The following is a 23,997-nucleotide window of genomic DNA, read 5'->3' as shown; positions in this document are numbered from 1 at the left end:
CTCACCTTTGAGTGCTGATATGTCAGACGGTTTACAGCGCTGTTTTGTCCTTCATCGACGTCCTTATAGCGAGTCGAGCCTAATCCTTGATGTGTTTAGTGAGGAGTATGGCCGCGTCACCTTAATGTCCAAAGGCGCACGCAGTAAACGATCAAACTTAAAAGGTGCACTGCAACCTTTTACCCCCTTATTGCTCAAATGGTCAGGCAACGGTTCAATGAAAACCTTGCGCCAAGCTGAACCGATTAGCCTTGGCTTACCGCTCAGTGGTATTCATCTCTATTCTGCCATGTACGTCAATGAGATGATTGGCCGCGTGCTTGCGCAAGAAGTGCCTTGCCCAGGTCTGTTCCATGATTATCTACATGCACTCACCGAGTTGGCTCAGTGTGAAAATCCAGAACCAGCACTGCGCCGTTTTGAACTCGCGTTGCTAGCTTCAATGGGTTATGGCGTTGATTTCTTGCATTGCGCCGGAACGGGAGAAGCTATCGATCCTCGCATGACTTATCGCTATCGCGAGCAAAAAGGTTTTATCGCTTCTGTTAGGCGCGATAACCTCACGTTTATGGGCGATGAGTTGATTGCCATTAGTGAGCGGCGCTTTGTCAGTAAAGAGCAGCTTCAAGCGGCAAAACGCTTTACACGCATAGCGTTAAAGCCGTATCTTGGCGGCAAACCTTTAAAAAGCAGGGAGCTTTTCCTGCCCATGTCTAGTTTTTCCAGAATACGGAGTATAGGAAAATGAGCGCAATTTACTTAGGCGTTAATATTGATCACATCGCCACGTTACGAAATGCCCGCGGTACTAAATACCCAGATCCCGTGCATGCTGCTGAAATGGCAGAGCGTGCCGGAGCCGATGGCATTACCATTCACCTACGTGAAGACCGACGCCATATCAAGGATCGCGATGTGCGTATTTTGCGCGAGACGTTGCAAACTCGAATGAACCTCGAGATGGCCGTTACCGACGAAATGATTGATATTGCTCTGCAAACCCAACCTGAATTTGTGTGTTTAGTGCCTGAAAAGCGTGAAGAACTCACGACGGAAGGTGGGCTGGACGTATTAGGACAGCTTGACAAAGTGAAAGCGGCAACCGAAAAACTGACCGCTGCAGGCATCAAAGTCTCTCTGTTTATTGATGCTGATCGTGAGCAGATTAACGCAGCTAAAACTTGCGGTGCACCGTTTATTGAATTGCATACTGGTCATTACGCCGATGCAACAACCGAAGCGGATCAGCAAGATGAGTTAAATAAAATTGCGGCGGCTGCGAGTTATGCAAGTGATTTGGGCATTACGGTGAACGCTGGTCACGGTTTGACTTACCACAACGTAGCTTCCATTGCTGCACTGCCTGAAATTTACGAACTCAACATTGGTCACTCGATTATCGGGCGTGCTGTATTTGATGGTTTGGAAAAATCGGTCGCCGATATGAAAGCCATCATGCAAGCGGCTCGCAAATAAGGTCTACCGATGGCGATTATCGGCTTAGGGACTGATATTGCGGAAATTGAACGCATAGAAAAAGCATTGTCACGCAGTGGTGATGCTTTTGCCGAGCGGGTGCTCACCCAAGATGAATTGGCGGTGTTCTATTCGCTCAAGAAAAAAGGGCGCTATTTAGCGAAACGTTTTGCCGCTAAAGAAGCGGCATCTAAAGCGCTTGGTACGGGTATTGCGCATGGTGTTAGCTTTCAGGATTTTACCGTAACCAACGACGCCAACGGAAAACCCACGCTGACATTATCTGGTAAGGCGAAGCAGTTGGCTACCGCAGCTAGTGTGAATCACATTCACCTAACCATTTCCGATGAGCGTCATTATGCGGTGGCGACGGTGATTTTAGAGTCCTAGAGCCGTCGTTTGCTCATCAAACCATAATATACTGCTTAACGTTAATGCCAAGGCAACCCTCGTCGTATTGCGTTTATTCAACAGAGCTAATGAAGTCTTTTGGCTTAACGGCTAAGATAGAACAATTTAATTGATTAATGATCTCTTCAGAAGTATTGCCTATCAACATTCCGCTGATCCCTGTTCTTGATAAAGTACCCATTACCACCAAATCAATGTTCAAAGAGGTGATTAATTTGGGTAGCACTTCCACCGCATTTCCTTTTGGTAGGTGTACTAAGGGTTTTAAATAATCAATCGATGTATCACCGAAAGTGATCTCTAACTTATTAAGGATGTTGTCTATCTGAGAATAACGGCTGGCTTGTTCTTCTTGCTGCATTTTGTTTTCAACATGAGTAGACGAATCTAACCATACGCTTGCAAATCCTGCATAAGGTATTTCCCACGCATTGGCGATATGCAGTTGAGCAAACTCTGCAATGGCAAGATTGAATGCTAAACCACAGATTTGATCATTAATGTGACTCTCTTTATCGAATAGGCCAAAATCGACAGCCGCTAAGATATTTTTATAATGGATAGAATCATTTGGCTTCATTAATAGCAGCGGGCATGGGCATTTTCGCAACAAATGAATGTCGTTGCTGCCGAATAAGCGGTCTGTCCAATGCTGATTGTCGGCCTTTTTTATGACAAGATCGATGTCACTTGCAAGTACGGTACGGATGACTTCCAGATAAAGTTTACCAACGGCAAGGATAACGCTTGGTGGGGTGATAAAGGGGAGCTTTTTACAAAGACTCTCAATTTTATCTCGCTCAAAACAGAGAATACTGTGTTCGATTTCATCTAAATTTCGTGCACTATTATTTTTTTCGAGCACATAAATGATGGTTAATTTGGCCTGTGAATTTGAGGCTAATTGCAATGCGTTGGCTAAACTTGCCTCTTGCTCACTATCATCATTATAAACAAACAGCGCGTGCTTAAACATATACATGTTGATCACCTATTGTGTTTCCAGAAGTTTTTCAACACTTATATCTGAAGCATCTTGAAAAGGTTCTAGGACGATGCTAACACCCTCATCTTTCAAGTATTGAGTGTCTTGAGGTGTATGAGAGGTAAACGCCAACTTGCCTTTAAAACCGTAGGAACGGCATAGCTGAATTAAAGTGACTCGAGCATCTTCATAGCTAAGGCCAGTTAAGTGAGGCGGATAGGTTGCAATAATCCACTCAGCATTACGAATGGGGAGCTCAGAAATGAACTCTGCATCGGTCGCATCGCCATAATGGGCATCGATTCCTAGCTGTTGCCATTTTTTTACCGCGTCAGGATTAAAGTCGATACCAAGTATTGTTTGATTTTTATTTTTTAAACGTGTACCGAGGGCGGTTCCAAAACGTCCTAAGCCAAAGATAATGATTGAATATGAATTTGTAGGTTGATCTGGGGTTACGCTCTCTCTTGAGGTTTTTTTTCGCTCAAAAATGCCAAGCATAGGTTCACATAAAGCATAAAGATGATGAGAATAGGTGATCATATAAGTTGATGCGGCAATAGTCACAATTCCGACCATGGTAACTAAGCCTAAGGCTTGCGATTGTACATGACCAATCGATACACCCATCGCAATAAAAATCAGTGAAAATTCGCTTATTTGAGCAACAGTCAATCCAGCAAGAAAACCAGTACGCTTTCTATAGCCGAGTAAGCCCATAATGATCAAAACAATCAGTGGGTTTCCAATCAGTACGAAGAGAGAAAATACCGCTGCGTTAGTGAGATTGTCACCTAAAGAGGATAAATCAAGGTGAGAGCCCAAAGCGACAAAAAAGAATAGTAGTAGAAAATCTCTCAATGGTCCCAATCGTGAAGCAATGGTTTCTCTATAGGGGGTTGATGCTAAGGAGATACCAGCTAATAACCCTCCTACTTCTTTGCCTAACCCCATAATCTCGCCAACCGTGGCAAACAATGCGGTTTGTGTGACTGCAAAAATGAGCAGCAGTTCCGGAGTTTTAGCCAACTTACCGACAAGGGGGGTCGCGATGTAACGCACAAAAAAAGCCACAAATGAGACTGCAAAGATGGCAGAGAGAATGACATTGATTAGGGCGTTTGGATTCTGCTCTGAGGCACCGATGCCTATTGTAGAAAGGGCAACCATAGCAATCACGACGACTAAATCTTGAACAATGAGAAAGCCTAAGGCTATTTGGCCGTGCAGTGAGTCAATTTCTCGCTTATCAGAGAGTAGTTTCACAATAATAATGGTTGATGAAAAGGTCAGTGCGATAGCGACATAAAGGCTTGTCATATGATCAAGACCTAATAGCAAGCCTAGACCGTAGCCAACAATAGAGGTAAAGGCAACTTGGCCTAAGCCAGTTAAGACAGAGACACCACCAAGAGAACGGATCAGTTTTATATCGAGTTTAATACCAACAAGGAAGAGTAATACGGCAATCCCTAGCTCAGAGAGTAGGTCAATTTGTTCTTGTGAATGGACTAGGTCAAGGCCGGATGGGCCAACAAGTAGCCCTACACCAATAAAACTAACAATCAAGGGTTGCTTGAGTAAAATACCGATGAAACCGAGTAGGGTTGCAACAAGCAGTAACAGTGATATTTCGATGAAAATCGATTGTTCAATCAATTCAGCCATACGGACTCCTTGTGATAGGTTTAGAACTGATAACCAACAGTAAGATACGCTTAAAATATCAGTGATAAAAGTATACAAGGGTTAGCAAATATTGCGCGTGATCTTTCTTATGGTTTCATCTGCGAGAAGATGTATCCCTATCCTATTAACAGAGTGCTAGGATAAATACGGTTTAGCGGTGATGATCACTTTGTCCATCTCATCTTGTAGCTCGAATAATTCCGGTTCGACATCGCTGATAGATTTGCCCGATCGCAATGCCTGTTCGAGCGCCGCGCACACTTTTTTCAAGCGGGGTACGCTACTGTATGAGCAACTGCCGTGCAGTTTATGAATATGGTGCAGTAGATCTTGTGTAGGGTATTCATCGTCTTCCAACGCCATACTGACGACTTGGTTCACCTGTGGAATCGAATCAACTAGCATCTGTAGCAGCTCTTTGGCCAAATCTTCCTTGTTGGCCGATTGTTTGAGTGCACTTTGCCAGTCAATGATAATGGTATGGTTAGGCTGCTCAGCTTCCTGTGATGATGGCGGTATGACTTGTTCTGTGAGTTGTAATTTTTCCAATTGTTCACGGTTGGCGTAGGGGTTCCAGTGTGCTAACACTTGCTGCAAGATGTGCTCTTCGATCGGCTTGGTGAGGTAATCATCCATTCCTGCTTTCAGTAGACGATCGCGCTCTCCTATCATCGCGTGAGCTGTTACCGCAATCACGGGCGTTTGGTGATTGAGCTCCGTTTTCTTAATTTCTTGGCAAGCGGTGACTCCGTCCATCTGTGGCATTTGGATGTCCATCAAAATCATATCAAATTTCTGGCGGCTTGCTTGTTCGACCGCTTCTTGACCGTTGGTACAGGCAATGACGGTTTCAACACGTTCTTGCAGCAGGGCCATGATCAATTTGAGGTTGGCAGGGTTATCATCCACCGCCATTACTTTCAGGGGTAATGTATCGAGTGTGATCGGTAGATCTTGAATGGCAGTCTGTACAGGTTGGTGCGCGATTAACAGTTGCAGCAATTTTTTACGCGACAGTGGCTTGGTAATGCACTGCACTGGATGATGCTGCATTAAATAATCGGATAGTGCGAGCTCGGTACTTGGTGTACCGATAATCACGTTGTCAGCAAGCTGAATAGCCTTTGTGACCCACTGCTCAACCAAATTCAAATCAGTCTCTCTACTTGGGGCTAAATTAAGCAGTACATAATCGAAGCGATCTGTTTCTTCTGGCATTACAGCTCGATATGTGACGGTTAACCCTGCCTGCACCAACATTTGCTGAACGATAGAGGCCGCTTGCATATTGGGTTCAACGAGCAACAGCTGTTTATTGCTCAAAATATGTGGGTCAAGCCAGTCACTCATCGGCATTTCAGTGGTATTGAGACGCAGCGTAAACCAGAAGGTGGAACCTTGGTGAAGGCGGCTGGTTAGGCTAATTTCGCCGCCCATATGGTTGACCAATTTTTGAGTAATAACCAAACCAAGCCCAGTGCCGCCGTAGCGACGAGAAATACTGGCATCGGCTTGGCTAAAGGCTTGGAACAGCTGTGCTTGTTGGCGCTCTGAAATACCAATGCCGGTGTCGCGTACCATAAATTGCAGCTCAACCACATTGTCGCGTTGTGAGCGCAATTCAACACTGATGTCGATGTTGCCACGTTCGGTGAACTTAATCGAGTTACCGACAAGGTTGGTCAACACTTGCTGGATACGAAGTGGATCACCTACCAAGCCTGCTGGGATTTTTTGATCCACTTTAAGGGTGATTTCCAATCCTTTTTCATGCGCACTGATCGCTTGGAGGTTAACCACCTCTTCCAAACTTTCTTGAAACTCGAACGGAATATTTTCCAGCGCTAACTTACCCGCTTCTAGCTTGGAGAAATCCAAAATGTCATTGATGATGTTCAATAAGTTATTGGCCGATTTTTCAATGGTTTGTAAGTAATCCGCTTGGCTATTCGTCAACTGGGTTTTGAGCATTTGGCGGGTGAAGCCAATAACACCATTAAGCGGCGTGCGTAGCTCATGGGACATGTTGGCAAGAAATTCTGATTTTATGCGCGCGGCTTCTTGGGCGCGTTTCTTGGCAATGTCCAATTCAACGTTTTGGATTTCTAACTGCTCTAAGGTTTCTCGCAAATCCGAGGTGGCTTGGTCGATACTGTGCTGCATTTCGACGTGATATTCCGATAGCGATACCGCCATCGCGTTGATCCCTTTTTTGAGCGAATCTAACTCACCGTGCATTTTGCCTTCGATCCGCACATCAAGGTGGCCGCGACGAATTCTATCCACCATGTTTTTCATGTGTGAGATAGGGCGAGTCACATCGTGCAGGAGTCGGAATGCGAACATCCCCGATAAACCGAGCCCAAGCGCAAGCACTAAAAAGGCGGAAAAGACCTCTTGATACTGTTGTAAACGCAATGAAGAGAGATCCAACTCTATCGCGATATAGCCGAGCGCAGGCGTTGATGTATTGGCATTTATGCCTTCGGTTAGACGGTTTTCAGCCAAAATTGGCGTGCGCAGTATTAAAGTGTTCTCGGTGAGATTTGAGCTGCTTAAAATCGGAATGGGCTTTTCTTTTGGATAAGTTAAGCTTTCAAAGTTAGGGTGAAAATTCGAGGTGACAAACAGTTCGTGGTTGGCGTCAAACACCGCAATACTGCGGACAAATTTAGAGTTCTTCCGATGCGCGTAGCTGATAATGCGGCGTACCGACTCACGGCTTTGGTTTTTTAAGGCGTCTTCACTGGCAATGGCCAAGGGCTCGATGATGCTCGCCCCCGCATTGATCACCTGTTTTTCCAGATCATGGTAGCGATTGAATGAGAAAAAAGCACTGAGCAACAAGCCGATAATTAAGGTTGGAGCTAAGGTTAAAGTAATAACGCGCGCGCGTAAGCCATATCTGGTCATTATTGTCTAAACATCGTGGTGTGGATATGGGAAAATAGCCCGCAATTTGATGAGCAAGCCTGTACGAAAATCGTTTAATTGACGGCTAGCTTAATCAAGTCGAGTAAGTTCGACAATCATCCCCGCACTAAATAGTGACGCTAGGGCAAAAAACATCGATTTAATTTTACTTAGGCACAGAGCATGGCACGTTTTTTCCAACCGAAAAAGAAAGCGCAATTAGAAACAAAACATCAAACGGTATTGATTGAACGTCTTGATCATCAAGGTTCTGGTATCGCTTATCAACACAATAAACTGCTTTTTGTTGATGGCGCACTGCCCGGTGAGCAAGTGCTGATGCAGCTAACTGAAAGCAAAAGTAAATACTCTCGCGGTCAGTTGATTAAAGTCTTAACGGCCAGTGAACAACGCGTGACGCCATTTTGTCGCCATTACGCTCAATGTGGTGGTTGCGATCTGCAGCATTTAGAGCACAGTGCGCAGGTCGCGCACAAAGAGCAAACGCTTTCGCAATTGATGAGTAAATTCGCCGGACAAACGTTGGCCTTGAGCCCCGCAATAAGTTGCGCCGATAAAGGCTATCGCCGTCGCGCCCGCATCAGCGTGTTGTGGGACAAAAAGCAGCAACAGCTGCAATTTGGCTTTCGTAAAAAGCAGAGCAAGCAAATCGTTAACGTGACGGACTGCCCAGTGCTAGAACCACCACTCAACACGCTACTTACACCTATCCAAGCGCTGTTAACGCAATTTAAATCTCAGCAAGCGATTGGCCATGTTGAATTGGTGCTGGGTGATCAAGGCGCTGTGATGGTGTTGCGCCATCTTCAGCCGCTGCCAAGTGAAGATCACGCGGCGCTGCTGGCGTTTGCTCAGCGGCATCATCTCACTTTGTATGTGATGCCAGAAAGCGATCAGCTCGAACGTCTTCACGGAGAGATGGCAAGCTACCGTGAAACCGGATCCGTTATCGAATTTTTGCCCTCCAACTTTATTCAAGTCAATCGCCAAATAAACCAAAAAATGGTGGCTCAAGCATTGGAATGGTTAGCCTTGACTGAGGATGATCGAGTGTTGGACCTATTTTGTGGCGTAGGGAACTTTAGTTTGCCGATGGCCCAATACGCTCAATCGGTGGTGGGCATTGAAGGTGTGGACGAGATGGTTGAGCAAGCGACACAAAACGCTCAGCGTAATCAAATCGACAATATCACGTTCTACCAAGCAAATTTGGAACAAGATATGTCAACGCAAGCGTGGGCAAAGCAAAAATTTGCTAAAGTACTACTCGACCCAGCGCGAGCCGGGGCGGCAGGCATTGTCGACCAATTGGCTAAGCTCGGCGCTCAGCGCGTGGTGTACGTTTCTTGTAACCCGGCGACACTGGCAAGAGACAGTCAAAGTTTACTCAGCCAAGGTTATAAGTTGGTAAAACTTGGCATGTTGGATATGTTTCCACACACCAGTCATTTAGAATCGATGGCGCTATTTGTAAAAAGTCGGTAGACAGAGAACTAACCCAGTTGGCGTTAGTCGAATACCACAAACTATAAAACTAGGACGAATCAGATGGTTGCGGTACGAAGCGCACACTTGAATCCAGACGAACAGTTTGAGCTAGATAAATGGATTGCGAGTTTACATCAAGATAAAAGCACAGCCTCTAAACTGACGGACGTATACCGTCAGTGTGAAACGTTATTAGAAGGTCAGGCCAAAGGACCGCTACTGCTGTGGCGCGGCCGTGAAATGATCGAAATCCTGATTACTTTATCGATGGATCGCGCCACTTTAGTCGCGGCTCAGCTCTTTCCTATCGTCAGTAGTGGGCTTTTTGATCGTGAAGTATTAGAAGAGACCTATGGTAAAGGCATAGTGAAGCTGATTGATGGTGTCGAAGAGATGGCGGCGCTTGGTCAGTTAAACGTCACCTTGCAAGGCAGTGAAGCTTCAGAGCAGGTGGATAACGTTCGCCGCATGCTGCTTGCGATGGTGGATGATTTTCGTTGCGTGGTGATCAAATTAGCGGAGCGCATTTGTAATTTACGTGAAGTAAAAGATGAACCTGACGAAATTCGCCGTGTAGCGGCTAAAGAGTGCGCCAATATCTATGCCCCTTTAGCAAACCGCTTGGGCATTGGTCAGCTCAAATGGGAAATTGAAGATTACGCATTTCGCTACCAGCAGTCCGATACTTATAAACAAATTGCCAAGCAGCTTTCAGAGCGCCGCATCGTGCGCGAACAATATATTCACGATTTTGTCGAAGATCTGCGCGCCGAGATGAAGCTTTCTCATATCAATGCTGAAGTGAGTGGCCGTCCGAAACACATCTATAGCATCTGGCGCAAAATGCAGAAGAAAGGTTTGGCTTTCGATGAGCTGTTTGATGTACGTGCGGTTCGCATTATTGCTGATCAACTGCAAGACTGTTACGCCGCCTTGGGCGTTGTTCATACCAAATACAAACACCTGCCTAGCGAATTTGATGATTACGTTGCTAATCCGAAACCGAATGGATATCAATCCATTCATACGGTGATTTTAGGGCCAGAAGGCAAAACCATCGAAATTCAAATTCGTACTAAGCAGATGCATGAAGAGTCTGAACTTGGGGTTGCCGCGCACTGGAAATATAAAGAGGGCGCAACGGTTGCCCGTAGTGGTTACGATGAGAAAATTACTTGGTTGCGTAAGCTTCTTGATTGGCAAGAAGAGATGTCTGATTCGGGTGAGATGATCGACGAGCTGCGTAGCCAGGTGTTTGATGATCGCGTTTACGCCTTTACACCTCGTGGTGATGTGGTTGATTTACCCATGGGAGCCACGCCGCTCGATTTTGCCTACCATATTCACTCTGAAGTGGGGCATCGCTGTATCGGTGCCAAAGTCGCGGGTCGTATTGTTCCATTTACTCATAAATTATCTATGGGTGATCAAGTCGAAATTATCACCCAGAAAGAGCCGAATCCGTCGCGTGATTGGCTAAATCCAGCAACGGGGTTTGTCCATTCAGGCCGTGCGCGCGCCAAGATTAACGCTTGGTTCCGTAAACAAGGCCGCGAGAAAAACCTTGAAGCCGGACGAGAGATCCTCGAATCAGAATTAGCCAAAATCGGTGCTACGTTAAAAGATGCCGATAAATACGCGCTCAAACGTTTTAACGTCAATACGCCTGACGAGCTGTACGTCGGCATTGGCAGTGGTGATTTGCGAATCAACCAAATTGTCAATCACATCAATGCCTTGGTGAATAAGCCGACCGCTGAGCAAGAAGATCAACAAGCACTGCAAAAATTGCAAGATGCGCAAACTCGTCCAGCTCAGCCACATCGAGCGCACAAAGATGCCGTTGTGGTGGAAGGGGTAGATAACCTCATGACACACCTAGCGCGCTGTTGCCAACCTATCCCGGGTGATGAGATCAAAGGTTACATTACTCAAGGGCGTGGTATTTCAGTCCATCGCAGTGACTGTGAACAGCTAGAAGAGCTGAGCCATCACGCACCTGAACGCATCATTGATACCGTTTGGGGGCGTGGGTTTGTTGGAACCTATATTTTGACTTTGCGCGTTGAAGCGATGGAGCGAGGTGGGTTACTCAAAGACATCACCACCCTGCTGGCGAATGAGAAAGTGAAAGTCATCAGCATGAAAAGTCGTAGCGACTACAAAAGACAGTTGATTATCATGGATTTTGATCTTGAAGTGAGCAACATCGAAGCGCTGTCACGAGTATCAATGCGAGTAGAACAGATCAAAGATGTCATGCTGGTGAAACGCCTAGGCTAAATTTCATATCACAGTAACACTCTTATTGGCGTGAATCGCAATTAAATCGCGACGCAAGCGCCTTAGGTTTTCAAAGGCGAGTGGCAATGACTGCTCGCTTTTTTATTTTAAATATTGATGTAAGGAGCGGATAAATGAGCCACCCAATCGAACAACTGGAACAGATCATGGCACAGTTGCGTGACCCAAAAACAGGTTGTCCTTGGGATATCAAGCAAACTTTTGACACGGTTGTTCCTTACACAATCGAAGAGACCTATGAAGTGGTGGAAGCGATCCACAACCAAGATTGGCCTAATCTCAAAGAAGAATTGGGTGACTTGCTGTTTCAAGTTATTTTTTATAGTCAAATGGCGAAAGAGCAAGGGTTGTTTGATTTCTCGCAAGTTGTTGAAACGGTGAATGAAAAACTTACGCGCCGCCATCCTCATGTTTTTGCGAGTGCTAAGTTTGAGGATGAAGCGCAAATCAACGCCAATTGGGAAGCTGAAAAAGCCAAAGAAAAGGCACAAGCAGGAAAAAAAGATCAAAGTATTCTAGACTCAATACCACGCGCTTTTCCGTCTCTTTTACGTGCTACAAAGATTCAAAAAAAGTGTGCCCAATATGGCTTTGATTGGGATTCTATCGGCCCAGTGGTTGATAAAGTTCAAGAAGAGATCGAAGAAGTGATGGAAGAGGCGTTGCAAATCAACCCTGATCCGGTTCGAGTAGAGGATGAAATGGGCGATCTATTATTTGCCACCGTTAACTTTGCTCGGCACTTAAAAATTGATCCAGAGGTGGCGTTAAATAAAGCAAATCGAAAGTTTTCACGTCGATTTAAAGGCATTGAGATGCTGGTGGCACGTCAGCACAAAACCTTGACCGATTTTTCTCTCGAAGAATTGGATGTTATGTGGAATGAAGTGAAGCGCTTGGAGTCGAAGTAATGCCCTGTGTTGGCAATCCACAACAAAACCCACCCATTGAGACAAATTTGACTCATTTGAGTGGTGTGATAAGCCATATCAAGCGGTGCTCTTTGATTTGAAGCAAAAAATAAAAAATGACAGTGTGATAGATTTCACGTTGTAGCGAATAAGGGCTTCTGGTATATTTTTATCCCGTCCAGAAGAAATCCATTTCCCTCATTCAACCAATTTCAGGTTAAACATGACGACAAATTACATTTTTGTTACTGGCGGGGTTGTATCCTCTCTAGGTAAAGGTATTGCAGCAGCATCTCTTGCGGCGATTTTAGAAGCTCGTGGTCTTAAAGTGACTATGATGAAGCTTGACCCTTACATCAACGTTGACCCAGGCACAATGAGCCCAACTCAACATGGTGAAGTGTTTGTCACGGAAGATGGCGCTGAAACTGACCTTGACCTTGGTCACTACGAACGTTTTATTCGTACCAAAATGACCAAGCGCAATAACTTTACTGCTGGTCGTGTTTATGCCGATGTATTGCGTAAAGAGCGCCGCGGTGACTACCTAGGTGCAACGATTCAGGTTATTCCACACATCACCAATGCGATTAAAGATCGCGTTATCGCAGGCTCTGAAGGCCACGATGTCGCTATCGTTGAAGTGGGTGGAACCGTTGGTGATATTGAGTCATTGCCATTCATGGAAGCGATTCGTCAGCTTGCGATTGAAGTGGACCGTGAACACGCAATGTTTATGCACCTGACTTTAGTTCCTTACCTTGCCGCTGCAGGTGAAGTGAAAACCAAACCGACTCAACATTCCGTTAAAGAGCTGCTTTCTATCGGCATTCAGCCTGATATTTTGGTTTGTCGTAGTGATCGCGTTATCCCAGCGAACGAACGTAAGAAAATTGCTTTGTTCTGTAACGTGCCTGAAAAAGCCGTTATCTCGATGAAAGATGTCGATTCTATCTATAAGATCCCTCAACTGATCAAAGCTCAAGGTTTGGATGATATCGTTTGTAACCGTTTTGCTATTAAAGCGCCAGAAGCGGATCTTTCTGAATGGGAACAAGTGATTTACGAAGAGGCTAACCCAACTGCAGAAGTTGTGGTCGGGATGGTTGGTAAATACATTGAATTACCTGATGCTTACAAATCGGTTAACGAAGCGCTGAAACACGCAGGTTTGAAAAACCGCTTGAGCGTGAAAATCAAATACATCGATTCTCAAGACGTTGAAACCAAAGGTGCGGAAGTGCTGACTGGTTTGGACGCAATCCTCGTACCTGGTGGTTTTGGTGACCGCGGTATCGAAGGCAAAATTCTTGCTGCGCAATATGCTCGTGAAAACAAAGTACCTTACCTAGGAATTTGTTTAGGTATGCAAGTAGCGCTGATAGAATACGCGCGTAATGTTGCGGGTATGAAAGGTGCGCATTCAACAGAATTTAACAAAGAGACTCAATACCCTGTGGTAGGCTTGATCACTGAATGGGTAGATGACGAAGGTAACGTAGAAGAGCGTACTGAAAAGTCTGATCTTGGTGGTACTATGCGCCTTGGTTCGCAGCTATGTCACTTAGAGAAAGGCACTAAAGCGTATGAGCTTTACGGTAGTGCAACCATTCATGAGCGCCATCGTCACCGTTATGAAGTTAATAATAAACTTCGTCCGCAGATCGAAAAAGCTGGTTTGAAAGTATCAGGTCTGTCTGCTGATAAGAAGTTGGTTGAAGTGATTGAGAACCCTGCTCACCCATGGTTTGTAGCAGCTCAGTTCCACCCAGAATTCACGTCAACCCCTCGTGATGGTCACCCACTATTTGCAGGCTTTATTAAAGCGGCAGGTGAGTTCCAACGCGGTGAATCAGAGAAGTAACAAGGATACGGGCAGTTGCAATTGTTGTGCTGCTGCCCTTTATAGTTTTGACATTTAAATTCAACGAGAGGAAACATTAATGTCTAAGATCGTTAAAGTTCTAGGTCGCGAAATCATCGACTCACGTGGTAACCCAACAGTAGAAGCTGAAGTTCACCTAGAAGGCGGTTTCGTAGGTATGGCAGCTGCGCCATCTGGTGCATCTACTGGTTCTCGCGAAGCTCTTGAGCTACGTGACGGTGACAAATCACGTTTCCTAGGTAAAGGTGTTCTTAAAGCGATTACAGCTGTAAACGGCCCAATTGCTGATGCTCTAGTTGGCAAAGATGCTAAAGATCAAGCAGCTATCGACCAAGTGATGATCGACCTTGATGGTACTGAGAACAAATCTAACTTCGGTGCGAACGCAATCCTAGCGGTTTCTCTAGCGAACGCAAAAGCGGCTGCGGCTGCGAAAGGCATGCCTCTATACGAGCACATTGCTGAGCTAAACGGTACTGCTGGCCAATTCTCTATGCCTCTACCAATGATGAACATCATCAACGGTGGCGAGCACGCAGATAACAACGTAGACATCCAAGAGTTCATGATCCAACCTGTTGGCGCGAAAACTCTTAAAGAAGCGGTTCGCATGGGTGCTGAAGTATTCCATAACCTAGCTAAAGTTCTCAAGTCTAAAGGCTACAACACTGCGGTTGGTGACGAAGGTGGTTTCGCTCCTAACCTAAAATCTAACGCTGAAGCGCTAGAAGTTATCGCAGAAGCGGTTGCAGCGGCTGGCTACGTGCTAGGCAAAGACATCACTCTAGCGATGGACTGTGCAGCATCTGAATTCTTCGACAAAGACGCTGGCATCTACAACATGAAAGGTGAAGGCAAAACGTTCACTTCAGAAGAGTTCAACCACTACCTAGCGGGCCTTGTTGAGCAATTCCCAATCGTTTCTATCGAAGACGGTTTGGACGAGTCTGATTGGACTGGTTTCAAACACCAAACTGAACTTCTAGGCGACAAAATTCAGCTAGTGGGTGACGATCTATTCGTTACTAACACTAAGATCCTTAAAGAAGGTATTGAGAAAGGTATCGTTAACTCAATCCTTATCAAGTTCAACCAAATCGGTTCTCTAACTGAGACTCTAGCTGCAATTAAGATGGCTAAAGATGCAGGTTACACAGCGGTAATCTCTCACCGTTCTGGCGAAACTGAAGATGCAACTATCGCTGATCTAGCGGTAGGTACAGCTGCAGGTCAAATCAAAACAGGTTCTATGAGCCGTTCTGACCGTGTTGCTAAGTACAACCAACTAATCCGTATTGAAGAAGCGCTAGCTGGTCGTGCTCCTTTCAACGGTCTTAAAGAAGTGAAAGGTCAAGCTTAATCCCACGGGGTACAGCTTAGCATCATTACTTTAGAGAACGCCCTGCAATGCAGGGCGTTTTGTTTTTTCTGCCGCAACTCGCATTTTGAATTGCGAGTTGAGAAGGGAAAGATTTACACCGTGCTAATCGCTGCGATCCGTCGTTTATCCAGCTCTTCTTTGATCGCTTTCCCTTGAAAACCATCACGGATCACCTGTTGTACATCGACACTCAGTGCGGCTTGATAGGCTTCGAGGAAAATATCGCGTTGCGGATAAGGGGTCTCTTCGCAACCTAATCGACCCGCATGATCGGCCTGACAACAAAGTAAAACGTCCAGCAAGCGCTCAGGCTTGCGCCATGCATCGAGTTTATCGAGTATTTTGAGTTTGGTGCTGGGTTTTAATTCTGCCGCTCGATGAATATTGGAGTGCTGCTCGCAGACGAGCAGTGCCAACTCTTTACACTCATTTGGAATGCGCACCCGCTCGCATAAGGCTTTAATGATGTTAACTCCTGTGTGACAGTGCATTTTATGGCTGGGCCATTCGTTTTTAGGTGTGACTCCTTTGCCTAAGTCATGCACTTGCGCTGCAAAACGAACCGCTATCGATGAAGAGAGCTTCGCCGCTTGCGCTGCAACCATCAAGGTGTGTACTCCGGTATCAATTTCAGGATGCCATTTTTCCGGTTGAGGAACACCAAACAGGCGATCCAGTTCGGGTAATACTACTTTGAGCGCACCGCATTGACGTAAAGCAGAAATGAAAATTTCTGGATGCTGAGTGGCGAGTGATTTCTGCCACTCTTGCCATACGCGCTCGGCGGTTAAGTGTTGCAACTCACCTGATTGCGTTATCTGTTTCATCAGTGCCATGGTTTCATCGGCAATGGTAAAACCTAAATGCGCAAATTTGGCTGCAAAGCGTGCCACGCGAAGGACGCGCAGAGGATCTTCGATAAAGGCATCAGAAACATGGCGCAGTAGGCGATTGCGCAGATCGCGCTGGCCGCCATAAGGGTCAATAAGCTTACCAGCGTTATCTTGTGCGATGGCGTTAATGGTCAGATCGCGGCGGGCGAGATCCTCTTCCAAAGTCACATCGGGTGCGTAGTAGCAGGCAAAGCCTGTGTAGCCTGCGCCAGTTTTGCGCTCAGTGCGAGCAAGGGCATACTCTTGTTTCGTTTTCGGGTGAAGAAATACGGGAAAATCTTTTCCTACAGGAGTAAAACCAGTGGCCAGCATTTGCTCTGGGCTGCTGCCTACTACAACCCAATCTTTGTCATAGATATCAATATGGAGCAACTGATCGCGCACCGCGCCCCCAACTAAGTATACTTGCACCGGATTACCTTAAATATGCTGAAACGCCATTGGCGATTGATGTTACTAATGGTACTTTTCCTCACAGTGAAATGATAGAGACGAGAGAATGTATAAGGAATTTTTTGGATTTACTGAGCCGCCATTTTCAATTGTACCGAGCTCTCGTTACCTATTTTTGAGCCATCGTCATCGTGAAGCGATGCAGCATTTACAAGCAGGGCTGGGTGATGGTGGTGGTTTTGCGCTATTAACTGGCGAAGTGGGGACTGGCAAAACAACCATCGCAAGAGCGATGCTTGCGGCACTCGATGAGTGTACTCAGGCGGGGTTTATTTTAAATCCAACTTTTTCGAACATCGAGTTGCTTGAAGCGATTTGTGATGAGTTTGCGCTGTCTTACTCACCTTCAGGGAGTTTAAAAGCACTTAGCCAACTGATTTATCATCATTTACTGCATAACCACGCGCAAGGGAAACAGACGCTATTAGTGATAGATGAAGCGCAGCATCTGGCCGCCGATGTACTGGAACAGTTACGACTACTGACTAACCTTGAAACGGAGAGCCGTAAGTTGCTTAAGGTTTTACTGATTGGTCAGCCTGAGTTACAACAAAAATTGCAATTACCTCAATTACGCCAACTTGCGCAACGTATTACCGGTCGTTATCACTTGCTGCCTCTCAATGCTCAAGAGACAGAGCAGTACATCCACTTTCGTTTAGCGTTAGCCGGCGGTCACAAGGACTGGTTTGATCAGAAAAGTATCAAATGGATAGCAGAACAGACCCACGGTATTCCGCGTTTAATTAACTTAGTGTGCGATGCGAGTTTGAAGTTGGCCTATCAGCAGGGTATGAAAACACTCTCATTTGAGTTAGTGCGTACCGCGGGTCAAGAGGTCATGAATTTTCAGTCCTCGGTCTATCAGTCGCCCAATATTCGTCTTGCACCATCTTCAATATCGCATTGGTCTCCTCTTATTGTGGGCTTGATGTTAGCTGTGTTCATTGCGTGGTTTAGCCCGCCATGGATTAATCACATGATGCGCTTTGCGTTGCCTTCCCCTGAATTACCTAAACCGATCACTCAAGTGGTGATCAGTACTCAATTGGAACAAGATCTAGAACGCTCGAAGGCATTGGAAGCGGCCATTAGCGATCTTTATAAAGTGTGGGGTTACAGTGCATCTTTGGCCGATAGTTTTTGTGATGCTCAAGCACAAGGACGCTTTCAATGTCAGCGTATGCAGGGTGATTTCAACCAATTAAAGCAGTTAAATTTGCCAGTGGTGCTTACTTTAGCTGCGGAGCAAACACAAGCTTATGCGGTGCTGTACCAGATCAATGCTGAACAGGTGCAATTGTTAATGGCAGGCAAGCATGTGCAAATTAACCAAAGCCAGCTCAATGACGTATGGACGGGAGAATATCACTACATTTGGCAGCATGATTTACTTCGAACTTTGAAGCTAGGTATGCAGGGGGACGATGTTGAGCTGCTTGATCAAAAATTGTCTCAGCTACTTGGAGAGCAAGCCACAGGACATCAACGTTTTGATGGGGAAGTGAAACGCAAGGTAGAATTTTTCCAACGCTGGCAAAAAATGGATGTTGATGGTATTGCAGGTGCTCGCACGATAAGTAAGCTTGAGCTATTGACTCAACACAACGCACCTCGTCTTCTCATTACTAAGGAGCAAGGATAATGTCGCAAGTGCTTAAAGCATTAGAGCAATCAGAGCTGAGCCGCCAGAATAAAGGTTCAACTCAATCTTCTCCAGTGACGCTATTTCATCAATTACCGTCGTTTTCGTGGTGGTCGAAAGCATCACTCACCGCGTTGCTTGCTCCATCGATACTCTGTTGCGGTTATCTTGTTTATCATTCATACCAGACTCGAATCGATGAGCTAGAACAATTGAAGCGCAATGCGCCACAAGTTGTGCCACAAGAGGGGGCTTACCAAGTTCTCGAATACCCTGACCTTGGTGAGTTACAAACCAATACACCACGAGTGAAAACACTTACCGAGACAAGATCTGCCCAGCCATTTACTCCTTTATATGGCACTCAATTGACGACTCGTGATCAGCAAGATAAAAACGCAGATCAGGAGTTCGGTCTTAATGATCTCGACTTAAGTCAATTATCCCCAGAATTGATACAACGAGTTGAGCTGGCGATTCAAGGCAAAGATCAAGTCGTACTGGTAGGAGACTCATCAAAAGATCATCTTCTGCTCACAGAACATCTTGATACCTTTTCAGGACGTATCCCAGCGCTGAATTTCCAAACTCACGTTTATTCAAGTCGCACAGATAAGCGATGGGTAAAAATTAATGGTGTGGAGCGAAAAGTAGGTGATGACGTTGCGAATGGCGTGCAATTAGTCGAGATTAATCCGCAATCAACCTTGATACGCTTCGGTGGTGAATTGATTGAAGTTCCAGCACTTTATGATTGGAAAGGATAAAAACGGTCACCTTTATCAGGTGACCGTTTTTTAATTGAAGATCCAATTTGTTAGGGAAATTATGCCCAACCTGAAGGGTGTTTTTTACGACGTGGAATAATGTGTGGCAAAATTAATCCAAGTAACAGACCAATCCCCGCTACGCCGCCCCCGTAAGTAAAGTATTTAAGCAGTAGATCCTCTTTCTGAGTATCCAGCTTAGCACGCAGTTCGCGGATTTCAGTTTGTGAATCAGTAAGCTGCTTGCTGATATCGCTGTAGTTTTGTTCTAACTCTGAAATTTGTTGATTGCGAGCCTCTAATGAATTGGCCAATCCGGCTTTTTCACTGTCTGCATTTTTCTTTGCATTCGCTAATTTATTTTTCACTTCGGCCAACTCACTTTCCAACTTAGGTAAGCGCATTGCCATACTTTCTTGGCGAGTGATAAAACGGCTTTCAACCCAACCCGTGCGGCCTTTCTCATCGATAATTTGGCTATAACCGGTATTTTTGTCGACATCAAGCAGTTTTACCTTATCGCCCGCATCAATGCTTCCAAGAATACGGAATTGATTACTTGGACCTGAATGCATATAAGTAAAGAGTTTGTCCGCAATATAGCGGTCTTGCGCAAACGTTGGCGCAGCCAACATAGTCAGTAAAACCATGCAGATCAGTTTTTTCACGATAAGTCCTTTAGCTATCAAATGAGGTATTAAAATGCTGTCGACAAATATTAAGAAGTTTCGTTGATTGGTGCAACAAAGAAGGGAGGCTAAGCCTCCCTTTCTGTGCGTTTGAGTCAATTAATGACATTGCACTTACAATCTATTGACTTATTGTGTTAGCCAAATATTGCTTGCAGGGCATAGAAGAAAATAACCGCAAGTAAAGCGCCTGCTGGCAAAGTCACAATCCATGAGGCAACGATATTACGCACCACACCTAAATTCAGTGCCGCAATTCCACGAGCAAAACCAACCCCTAATACCGCACCAACAAGCGTTTGTGTGGTTGAGATTGGAAGGCCAGTACCTGATGCCAAGACGACCGTTGATGCTGTTGCTAACTGAGCTGCGAAGCCACGGCTTGGTGTCAGTTCAGTGATACCGGTACCGACTGTTGCCATAACTTTGTGACCAAGAGTCGCTAAGCCAACCACAATACCAAAACCACCCAGTGGCAAAATCCACCAAGCAATTGAGCTTTTAGCACTGACAGCGCCCAAGCTTTCAACCGTTGAAACCACCGCAGATAGAGGGCCAATCGCGTTCGCTACATCATTTGAACCATGCGCAAAAGCCATTGCGCACGCTGTGATCACCATTAATACGCTAAAGATACTTTCAACGCCGGAAAAGCCATGGTCCTCTTCGCGGTTAGCAAATTTTTTCTTAATGTAGTAATAACCACCGACCATAACAAGGCCTGATAACGCCGCCGAACATAACCATGCCTCACCAGTGCTCAAGTGTAAGCCTATATGTTTAAGGCCTTTTTTGATGGTAACTAGTGCGATCACCATAGTGGTGATGAACATATAAATAGGAACAAAGCGTTTGGCGTTCATCAGTGGATTTTCAGTATCGAAAATCAAGCGTTGAGCACTGACGAAGATTAAGTAGGCGAATAAGCCAGAAATGACTGGGGTGACAATCCAACTGCCTACGATACCTTTTACAGAGGCCCAATCGACCGCTTCTGGGCTGACGGATATGCAGGCAAATCCGATAATAGCGCCGATGATAGAGTGAGTGGTTGATACTGGCCAGCCCATGTAGGAGGCGAGTAATAACCATGTTCCTGCAGCGAGCATCGCAGACATCATGCCATAGACGAGAACGTCGGGTTGGTGAGCGAAAAGTGCGGGTTCGATGACGCTGTTACGAATGGTTTCGGTTACTTCACCACCCGCTAAATATGCACCAGCGAATTCAAAAATCATCGCAATGATAATAGCTTGTTTTACGGTTAGCGCTTTTGAGCCTACTGAAGTTCCCATTGCATTAGCAACATCATTCGCACCAATACCAATCGCCATCATGAAGCCAAAAGCGGCTGCAACAAGAATCAGGACAGTGCCGTAGTTCGCAAGGATATCCATCGTAATACCTAGTCTTTTGATAACAAGCTGAGCATAACTGGACTCATTTTCTTGAAGCGAGTCAAAACCATCAGCGGAGAAAATAATCAACGCCTAAACTGATGGATCAAGTTTTGCTCTTCGTTATTTGGTTAACTTACTGATTTAAGAGCGAGAAAGCATTAGTTCAAGACGAGCGCCAACGCGCTGAGCTTGATCGGCAATGCCGCCTACCCATTCTAGAATTTTGTATAAGAACATCACATCAATCGGATTTATTTTCGACTCAATAGCCATCAATTGTTGACGGAGTCGAACCTGCATCGTATCGGTGTCATCTTCAATCACATCCAGTTGATTGATCATTTCTGCCACAAGCGTGACTTCACGACCTTTAAATCCTGTTTCCAATAACTCATCGAGCTCATTGATCACTTTTTGCGCTTGATTTGCTGCATCAAGACAGCGTTTTACATAGGCAATAAAGTTTTCTTGAAGAGGCTCTGGGATGATCAATTGACGACCGTAGACACGGCCTGCAATATCTTTTGCAAGGTTGGCCAGTTTATCTTGCTGAGTTAACAGCTCTAGCATGTCAGTACGATCGACAGGCATAAATAAACCGCGTGGTAGTTTAAGACGAATTTCACGCTTGAGTACGTCCGCTTCTTTCTCTAAATGAGAAATTTGGGCTAGAATTTCACCTGCTTTTTCCCAGTCACCCTTTGAACAAACTTCAAAGAAATTGACTAAGTGAGAGCAACATTCATTCACACACACAACGTGGCGCTGCAAAGGCTTTATAGGGGACTTTGCAAATAACCCCATAATTGTATTTACTGGCATGGTCGTTCAACCTAAAAAATATAACCTTAAAATAACATACACCTTTTCATGGCGAAATGTTGAGCGATGGCTATAAAGGCGCGCATGTTAACCCATTAAATCTCTCATTAAAACTGTTTTAGATCATCATTCCGGTGATATTTGTTACTTGCCCCACTGTGCATTAGGCCATATTCTTTCGCTATCTGCTTTGGAAGGGTTAGTTATGGAAACCGAGATAGAACTTAAGTTTTTTGTTTCTCCAGAATTTTCAGAAATTTTGCGTTACAAGATCTCTGAAATCAAAGTACTTCAGCACAGTTGTCGAGCGTTAGGGAACACTTACTTCGATACACCTGACAATTGGTTGCGTCAACATGACACAGGGCTTCGTATTCGTCGTTTTGATGATGTGTATGTTCAAACTGTTAAAACAGCTGGTCGAGTCGTTGCAGGGCTGCACCAAAGACCAGAATACAATGCTGAGCACAACAGCAATGAGCCGAACTTGACGCTTCATCCGGAAGATATCTGGCCACAAGGTAAAGATATTACGACCTTACAATCTGAACTGATGCCTCTATTTTCAACTAATTTTACACGCGAACAGTGGCTGATTGGCATGGCCGATGGCAGCCAAGTTGAAGTGGCTTTCGATCAAGGTTTTGTCGTTGCAGGTGAAAAACAAGAACCTATCTGCGAAGTGGAGCTTGAGTTGAAATCAGGTCAAACCGATGCCTTGTTTACGTTAGCTCGCCAGTTTTGTGAGCACGGTGGTATGCGTCTGGGTAACTTGAGTAAAGCGGCGCGAGGCTATCGTCTTGCGTCTGGTTATCAAGGTGATGAAGTTCACGCCTTAACCTTGGTCAATACAGTCAGTACTGATAGCGTGGAAGAGTGCTTTATTCATTCGCTAGAGCATGCATTATCCCATTGGCATCACCATGAGCAGATCTACACCGAGCGCGATTCAATTCCGGCGTTACATGAGATAAGCCACGCTACCAGTTTTTTACGTCAGATCTTAAGCATTTATGGTGGCGTTGTGCCACGCCGTGCTAGCGCTATTTTGCGTCAGGAATTGAAATGGTTAGAGCAAGAGTTGTCATGGCTAAAAAGCCATGACTACCTAACCAATCTGCTTGAAGATAAAGGCCACGCATTGCGTAAGCTCGACGCTCGTAAGTTGCTTATTGCTGAATTAAAAGAGCAACAAGAAGCACTGCCCAACCGTGAAGAAAACATAAAGCTGCTCAATTCGGCGCGTTATACCGGATTACTGCTTGATCTCAGTCGTTGGATTTTAAGTCGTGGTTGGCAACCTTTCTTAGATGATAAAGCTAGGGAAAAAATGGCGCGTAACGTCGGTTCGTTTTCAGTGAAACAGTTGGATCGTACTTGGGCCGAATTGATGGAAGCCTTTCCTCCTAAAGTTGAGTTAAGTCCTCAAGAGTATATCGATCAGCAATATCGTTTAATGCGTAATCTCTATACAGGTATTGGCTTTGCTAGTCTTTATGATGTTGAAGAGCGTAAGAACTTCCGTCTTCCTTGGGCCGATTTACTGCAAGGAATCGATGATTTATTGATGCTCAAGCCGCTAGAGAATTTGATCGACAAGTTGCAAGAAGAGGAACAAGAACAACTCAAGCGCTGGTTGGTTCGTCAACAAAACTCGATTGTTCATGCAATGGAGCAGACGCGACAAATAGGTATTGAAGCGGAGCCTTATTGGCGCAAAAGCCGTTAATGAAAACGGTTTAAAATAAATAATTCAAAAAAGAGACGGTGATGTCTCTTTTTATCTCTTTATTGATCCTGACGAGCTGCAACTGATTTGTCGATGAGATCAAATCTTCAGTGCTTTACACAATGAAAAGGCTAC

At 45.3% G+C, this 23,997-nt stretch carries 18 protein-coding genes; 11 read left to right on the top strand and 7 right to left on the bottom strand.

Annotation, left to right across the window (positions count from 1 at the left end; genetic code table 11):
- The first annotated feature begins 19 nt into the window (after window positions 1-19).
- The 3 genes from recO to acpS are packed head-to-tail and all read left to right on the top strand — an operon-like array spanning window position 20 to window position 1,866.
- A complete protein-coding gene (recO, locus tag VOR_RS0111225) occupies window positions 20-748 on the top strand; it encodes a DNA repair protein RecO (RefSeq protein WP_029627126.1) in 729 nt (242 codons plus the stop codon).
- Entirely contained in the window at window positions 745-1,476 is a 732-nt protein-coding gene (gene pdxJ, locus VOR_RS0111220) for a pyridoxine 5'-phosphate synthase (protein WP_010319800.1), read from the top strand. The genes recO and pdxJ overlap by 4 nt, the downstream gene beginning before the upstream one ends.
- A 9-nt stretch (window positions 1,477-1,485) precedes the next feature.
- The gene (gene acpS, locus VOR_RS0111215) at window positions 1,486-1,866 is read left to right on the top strand and encodes a holo-ACP synthase (protein WP_010319799.1); all 381 of its coding nucleotides are present in this window, start codon (window positions 1,486-1,488) and stop codon (window positions 1,864-1,866) included.
- Window positions 1,867-1,939: 73 nt separating this feature from the next.
- Here acpS and VOR_RS0111210 read toward each other — a convergent pair whose 3' ends face one another.
- The 3 genes from VOR_RS0111210 to barA form a co-directional block, all read right to left on the bottom strand.
- Window positions 1,940-2,869, bottom strand: a complete 930-nt coding sequence (locus VOR_RS0111210; RefSeq protein WP_010319798.1) for a universal stress protein — start codon at window positions 2,867-2,869, stop codon at window positions 1,940-1,942.
- 9 nt (window positions 2,870-2,878) lie between these two features.
- On the bottom strand, window positions 2,879-4,540 hold the full coding sequence (locus VOR_RS0111205; protein ID WP_010319797.1) for a cation:proton antiporter: 1,662 nt from the start codon (window positions 4,538-4,540) through the stop codon (window positions 2,879-2,881).
- A gap of 156 nt (window positions 4,541-4,696) precedes the next feature.
- Complete coding sequence (gene barA, locus VOR_RS0111200; protein WP_010319796.1) at window positions 4,697-7,474, bottom strand: two-component sensor histidine kinase BarA; 2,778 nt, start codon at window positions 7,472-7,474, stop codon at window positions 4,697-4,699.
- Between the two features lie 183 nt (window positions 7,475-7,657).
- Here barA and rlmD point away from each other — a divergent pair, with 183 nt between their 5' ends.
- The 5 genes from rlmD (at window position 7,658) to eno (ending at window position 15,443) form a co-directional block, all read left to right on the top strand.
- Entirely contained in the window at window positions 7,658-8,980 is a 1,323-nt protein-coding gene (gene rlmD, locus VOR_RS0111195; protein WP_010319795.1) for a 23S rRNA (uracil(1939)-C(5))-methyltransferase RlmD, read from the top strand.
- 63 nt (window positions 8,981-9,043) lie between these two features.
- Window positions 9,044-11,266 carry a GTP diphosphokinase gene (gene relA, locus VOR_RS0111190; RefSeq protein ID WP_010319794.1) on the top strand — a complete coding sequence of 741 codons (2,223 nt, stop codon included), beginning with the start codon at window positions 9,044-9,046 and terminating at the stop codon, window positions 11,264-11,266.
- 134 nt (window positions 11,267-11,400) lie between these two features.
- Window positions 11,401-12,198 carry a nucleoside triphosphate pyrophosphohydrolase gene (gene mazG / locus VOR_RS0111185; RefSeq protein ID WP_010319793.1) on the top strand — a complete coding sequence of 266 codons (798 nt, stop codon included), beginning with the start codon at window positions 11,401-11,403 and terminating at the stop codon, window positions 12,196-12,198.
- 223 nt (window positions 12,199-12,421) lie between these two features.
- Window positions 12,422-14,062, top strand: a complete 1,641-nt coding sequence (pyrG, locus tag VOR_RS0111180) for a CTP synthase (RefSeq protein WP_010319792.1) — start codon at window positions 12,422-12,424, stop codon at window positions 14,060-14,062.
- Window positions 14,063-14,141: 79 nt separating this feature from the next.
- Window positions 14,142-15,443 (top strand): phosphopyruvate hydratase, encoded by a 1,302-nt coding sequence (eno, locus tag VOR_RS0111175; protein WP_010319791.1) that lies wholly within the window; start codon window positions 14,142-14,144, stop codon window positions 15,441-15,443.
- Window positions 15,444-15,556: 113 nt separating this feature from the next.
- Here eno and VOR_RS0111170 read toward each other — a convergent pair whose 3' ends face one another.
- A complete protein-coding gene (locus VOR_RS0111170) occupies window positions 15,557-16,768 on the bottom strand; it encodes a multifunctional CCA addition/repair protein (protein WP_010319790.1) in 1,212 nt (403 codons plus the stop codon).
- Window positions 16,769-16,856: 88 nt separating this feature from the next.
- Here VOR_RS0111170 and VOR_RS0111165 point away from each other — a divergent pair, with 88 nt between their 5' ends.
- Together VOR_RS0111165 and VOR_RS0111160 are read left to right on the top strand one after the other, a co-directional pair.
- Window positions 16,857-18,455 carry an ExeA family protein gene (locus VOR_RS0111165; protein WP_010319789.1) on the top strand — a complete coding sequence of 533 codons (1,599 nt, stop codon included), beginning with the start codon at window positions 16,857-16,859 and terminating at the stop codon, window positions 18,453-18,455.
- The gene (locus VOR_RS0111160) at window positions 18,455-19,222 is read left to right on the top strand and encodes a general secretion pathway protein GspB (RefSeq protein WP_010319788.1); all 768 of its coding nucleotides are present in this window, start codon (window positions 18,455-18,457) and stop codon (window positions 19,220-19,222) included. The genes VOR_RS0111165 and VOR_RS0111160 overlap by 1 nt, the downstream gene beginning before the upstream one ends.
- A gap of 59 nt (window positions 19,223-19,281) precedes the next feature.
- On the opposite strand, the gene VOR_RS0111155 is transcribed toward VOR_RS0111160, so the two are convergent.
- The 3 genes from VOR_RS0111155 to VOR_RS0111145 form a co-directional block, all read right to left on the bottom strand.
- Entirely contained in the window at window positions 19,282-19,890 is a 609-nt protein-coding gene (locus VOR_RS0111155) for a TIGR04211 family SH3 domain-containing protein (RefSeq protein WP_010319787.1), read from the bottom strand.
- A 158-nt stretch (window positions 19,891-20,048) separates the two neighbouring features.
- Window positions 20,049-21,308 carry an inorganic phosphate transporter gene (locus VOR_RS0111150; protein WP_010319786.1) on the bottom strand — a complete coding sequence of 420 codons (1,260 nt, stop codon included), beginning with the start codon at window positions 21,306-21,308 and terminating at the stop codon, window positions 20,049-20,051.
- A gap of 144 nt (window positions 21,309-21,452) precedes the next feature.
- Window positions 21,453-22,133, bottom strand: coding sequence for a TIGR00153 family protein (locus VOR_RS0111145; protein WP_010319785.1), 681 nt, complete (start codon window positions 22,131-22,133; stop codon window positions 21,453-21,455).
- 205 nt (window positions 22,134-22,338) lie between these two features.
- Here VOR_RS0111145 and VOR_RS0111135 point away from each other — a divergent pair, with 205 nt between their 5' ends.
- Window positions 22,339-23,862: a CYTH and CHAD domain-containing protein gene (locus VOR_RS0111135; RefSeq protein ID WP_010319784.1), complete on the top strand. Its 1,524-nt coding sequence runs from the start codon at window positions 22,339-22,341 to the stop codon at window positions 23,860-23,862.
- The last annotated feature ends 135 nt before the right edge of the window (window positions 23,863-23,997 follow it).

The sequence above is a fragment of the Vibrio ordalii ATCC 33509 genome (assembly GCA_000257205.1).
In the GTDB taxonomy this organism is placed as follows: domain Bacteria; phylum Pseudomonadota; class Gammaproteobacteria; order Enterobacterales; family Vibrionaceae; genus Vibrio; species Vibrio ordalii.
This window is presented reverse-complemented; position numbering and strand designations above follow the sequence as displayed.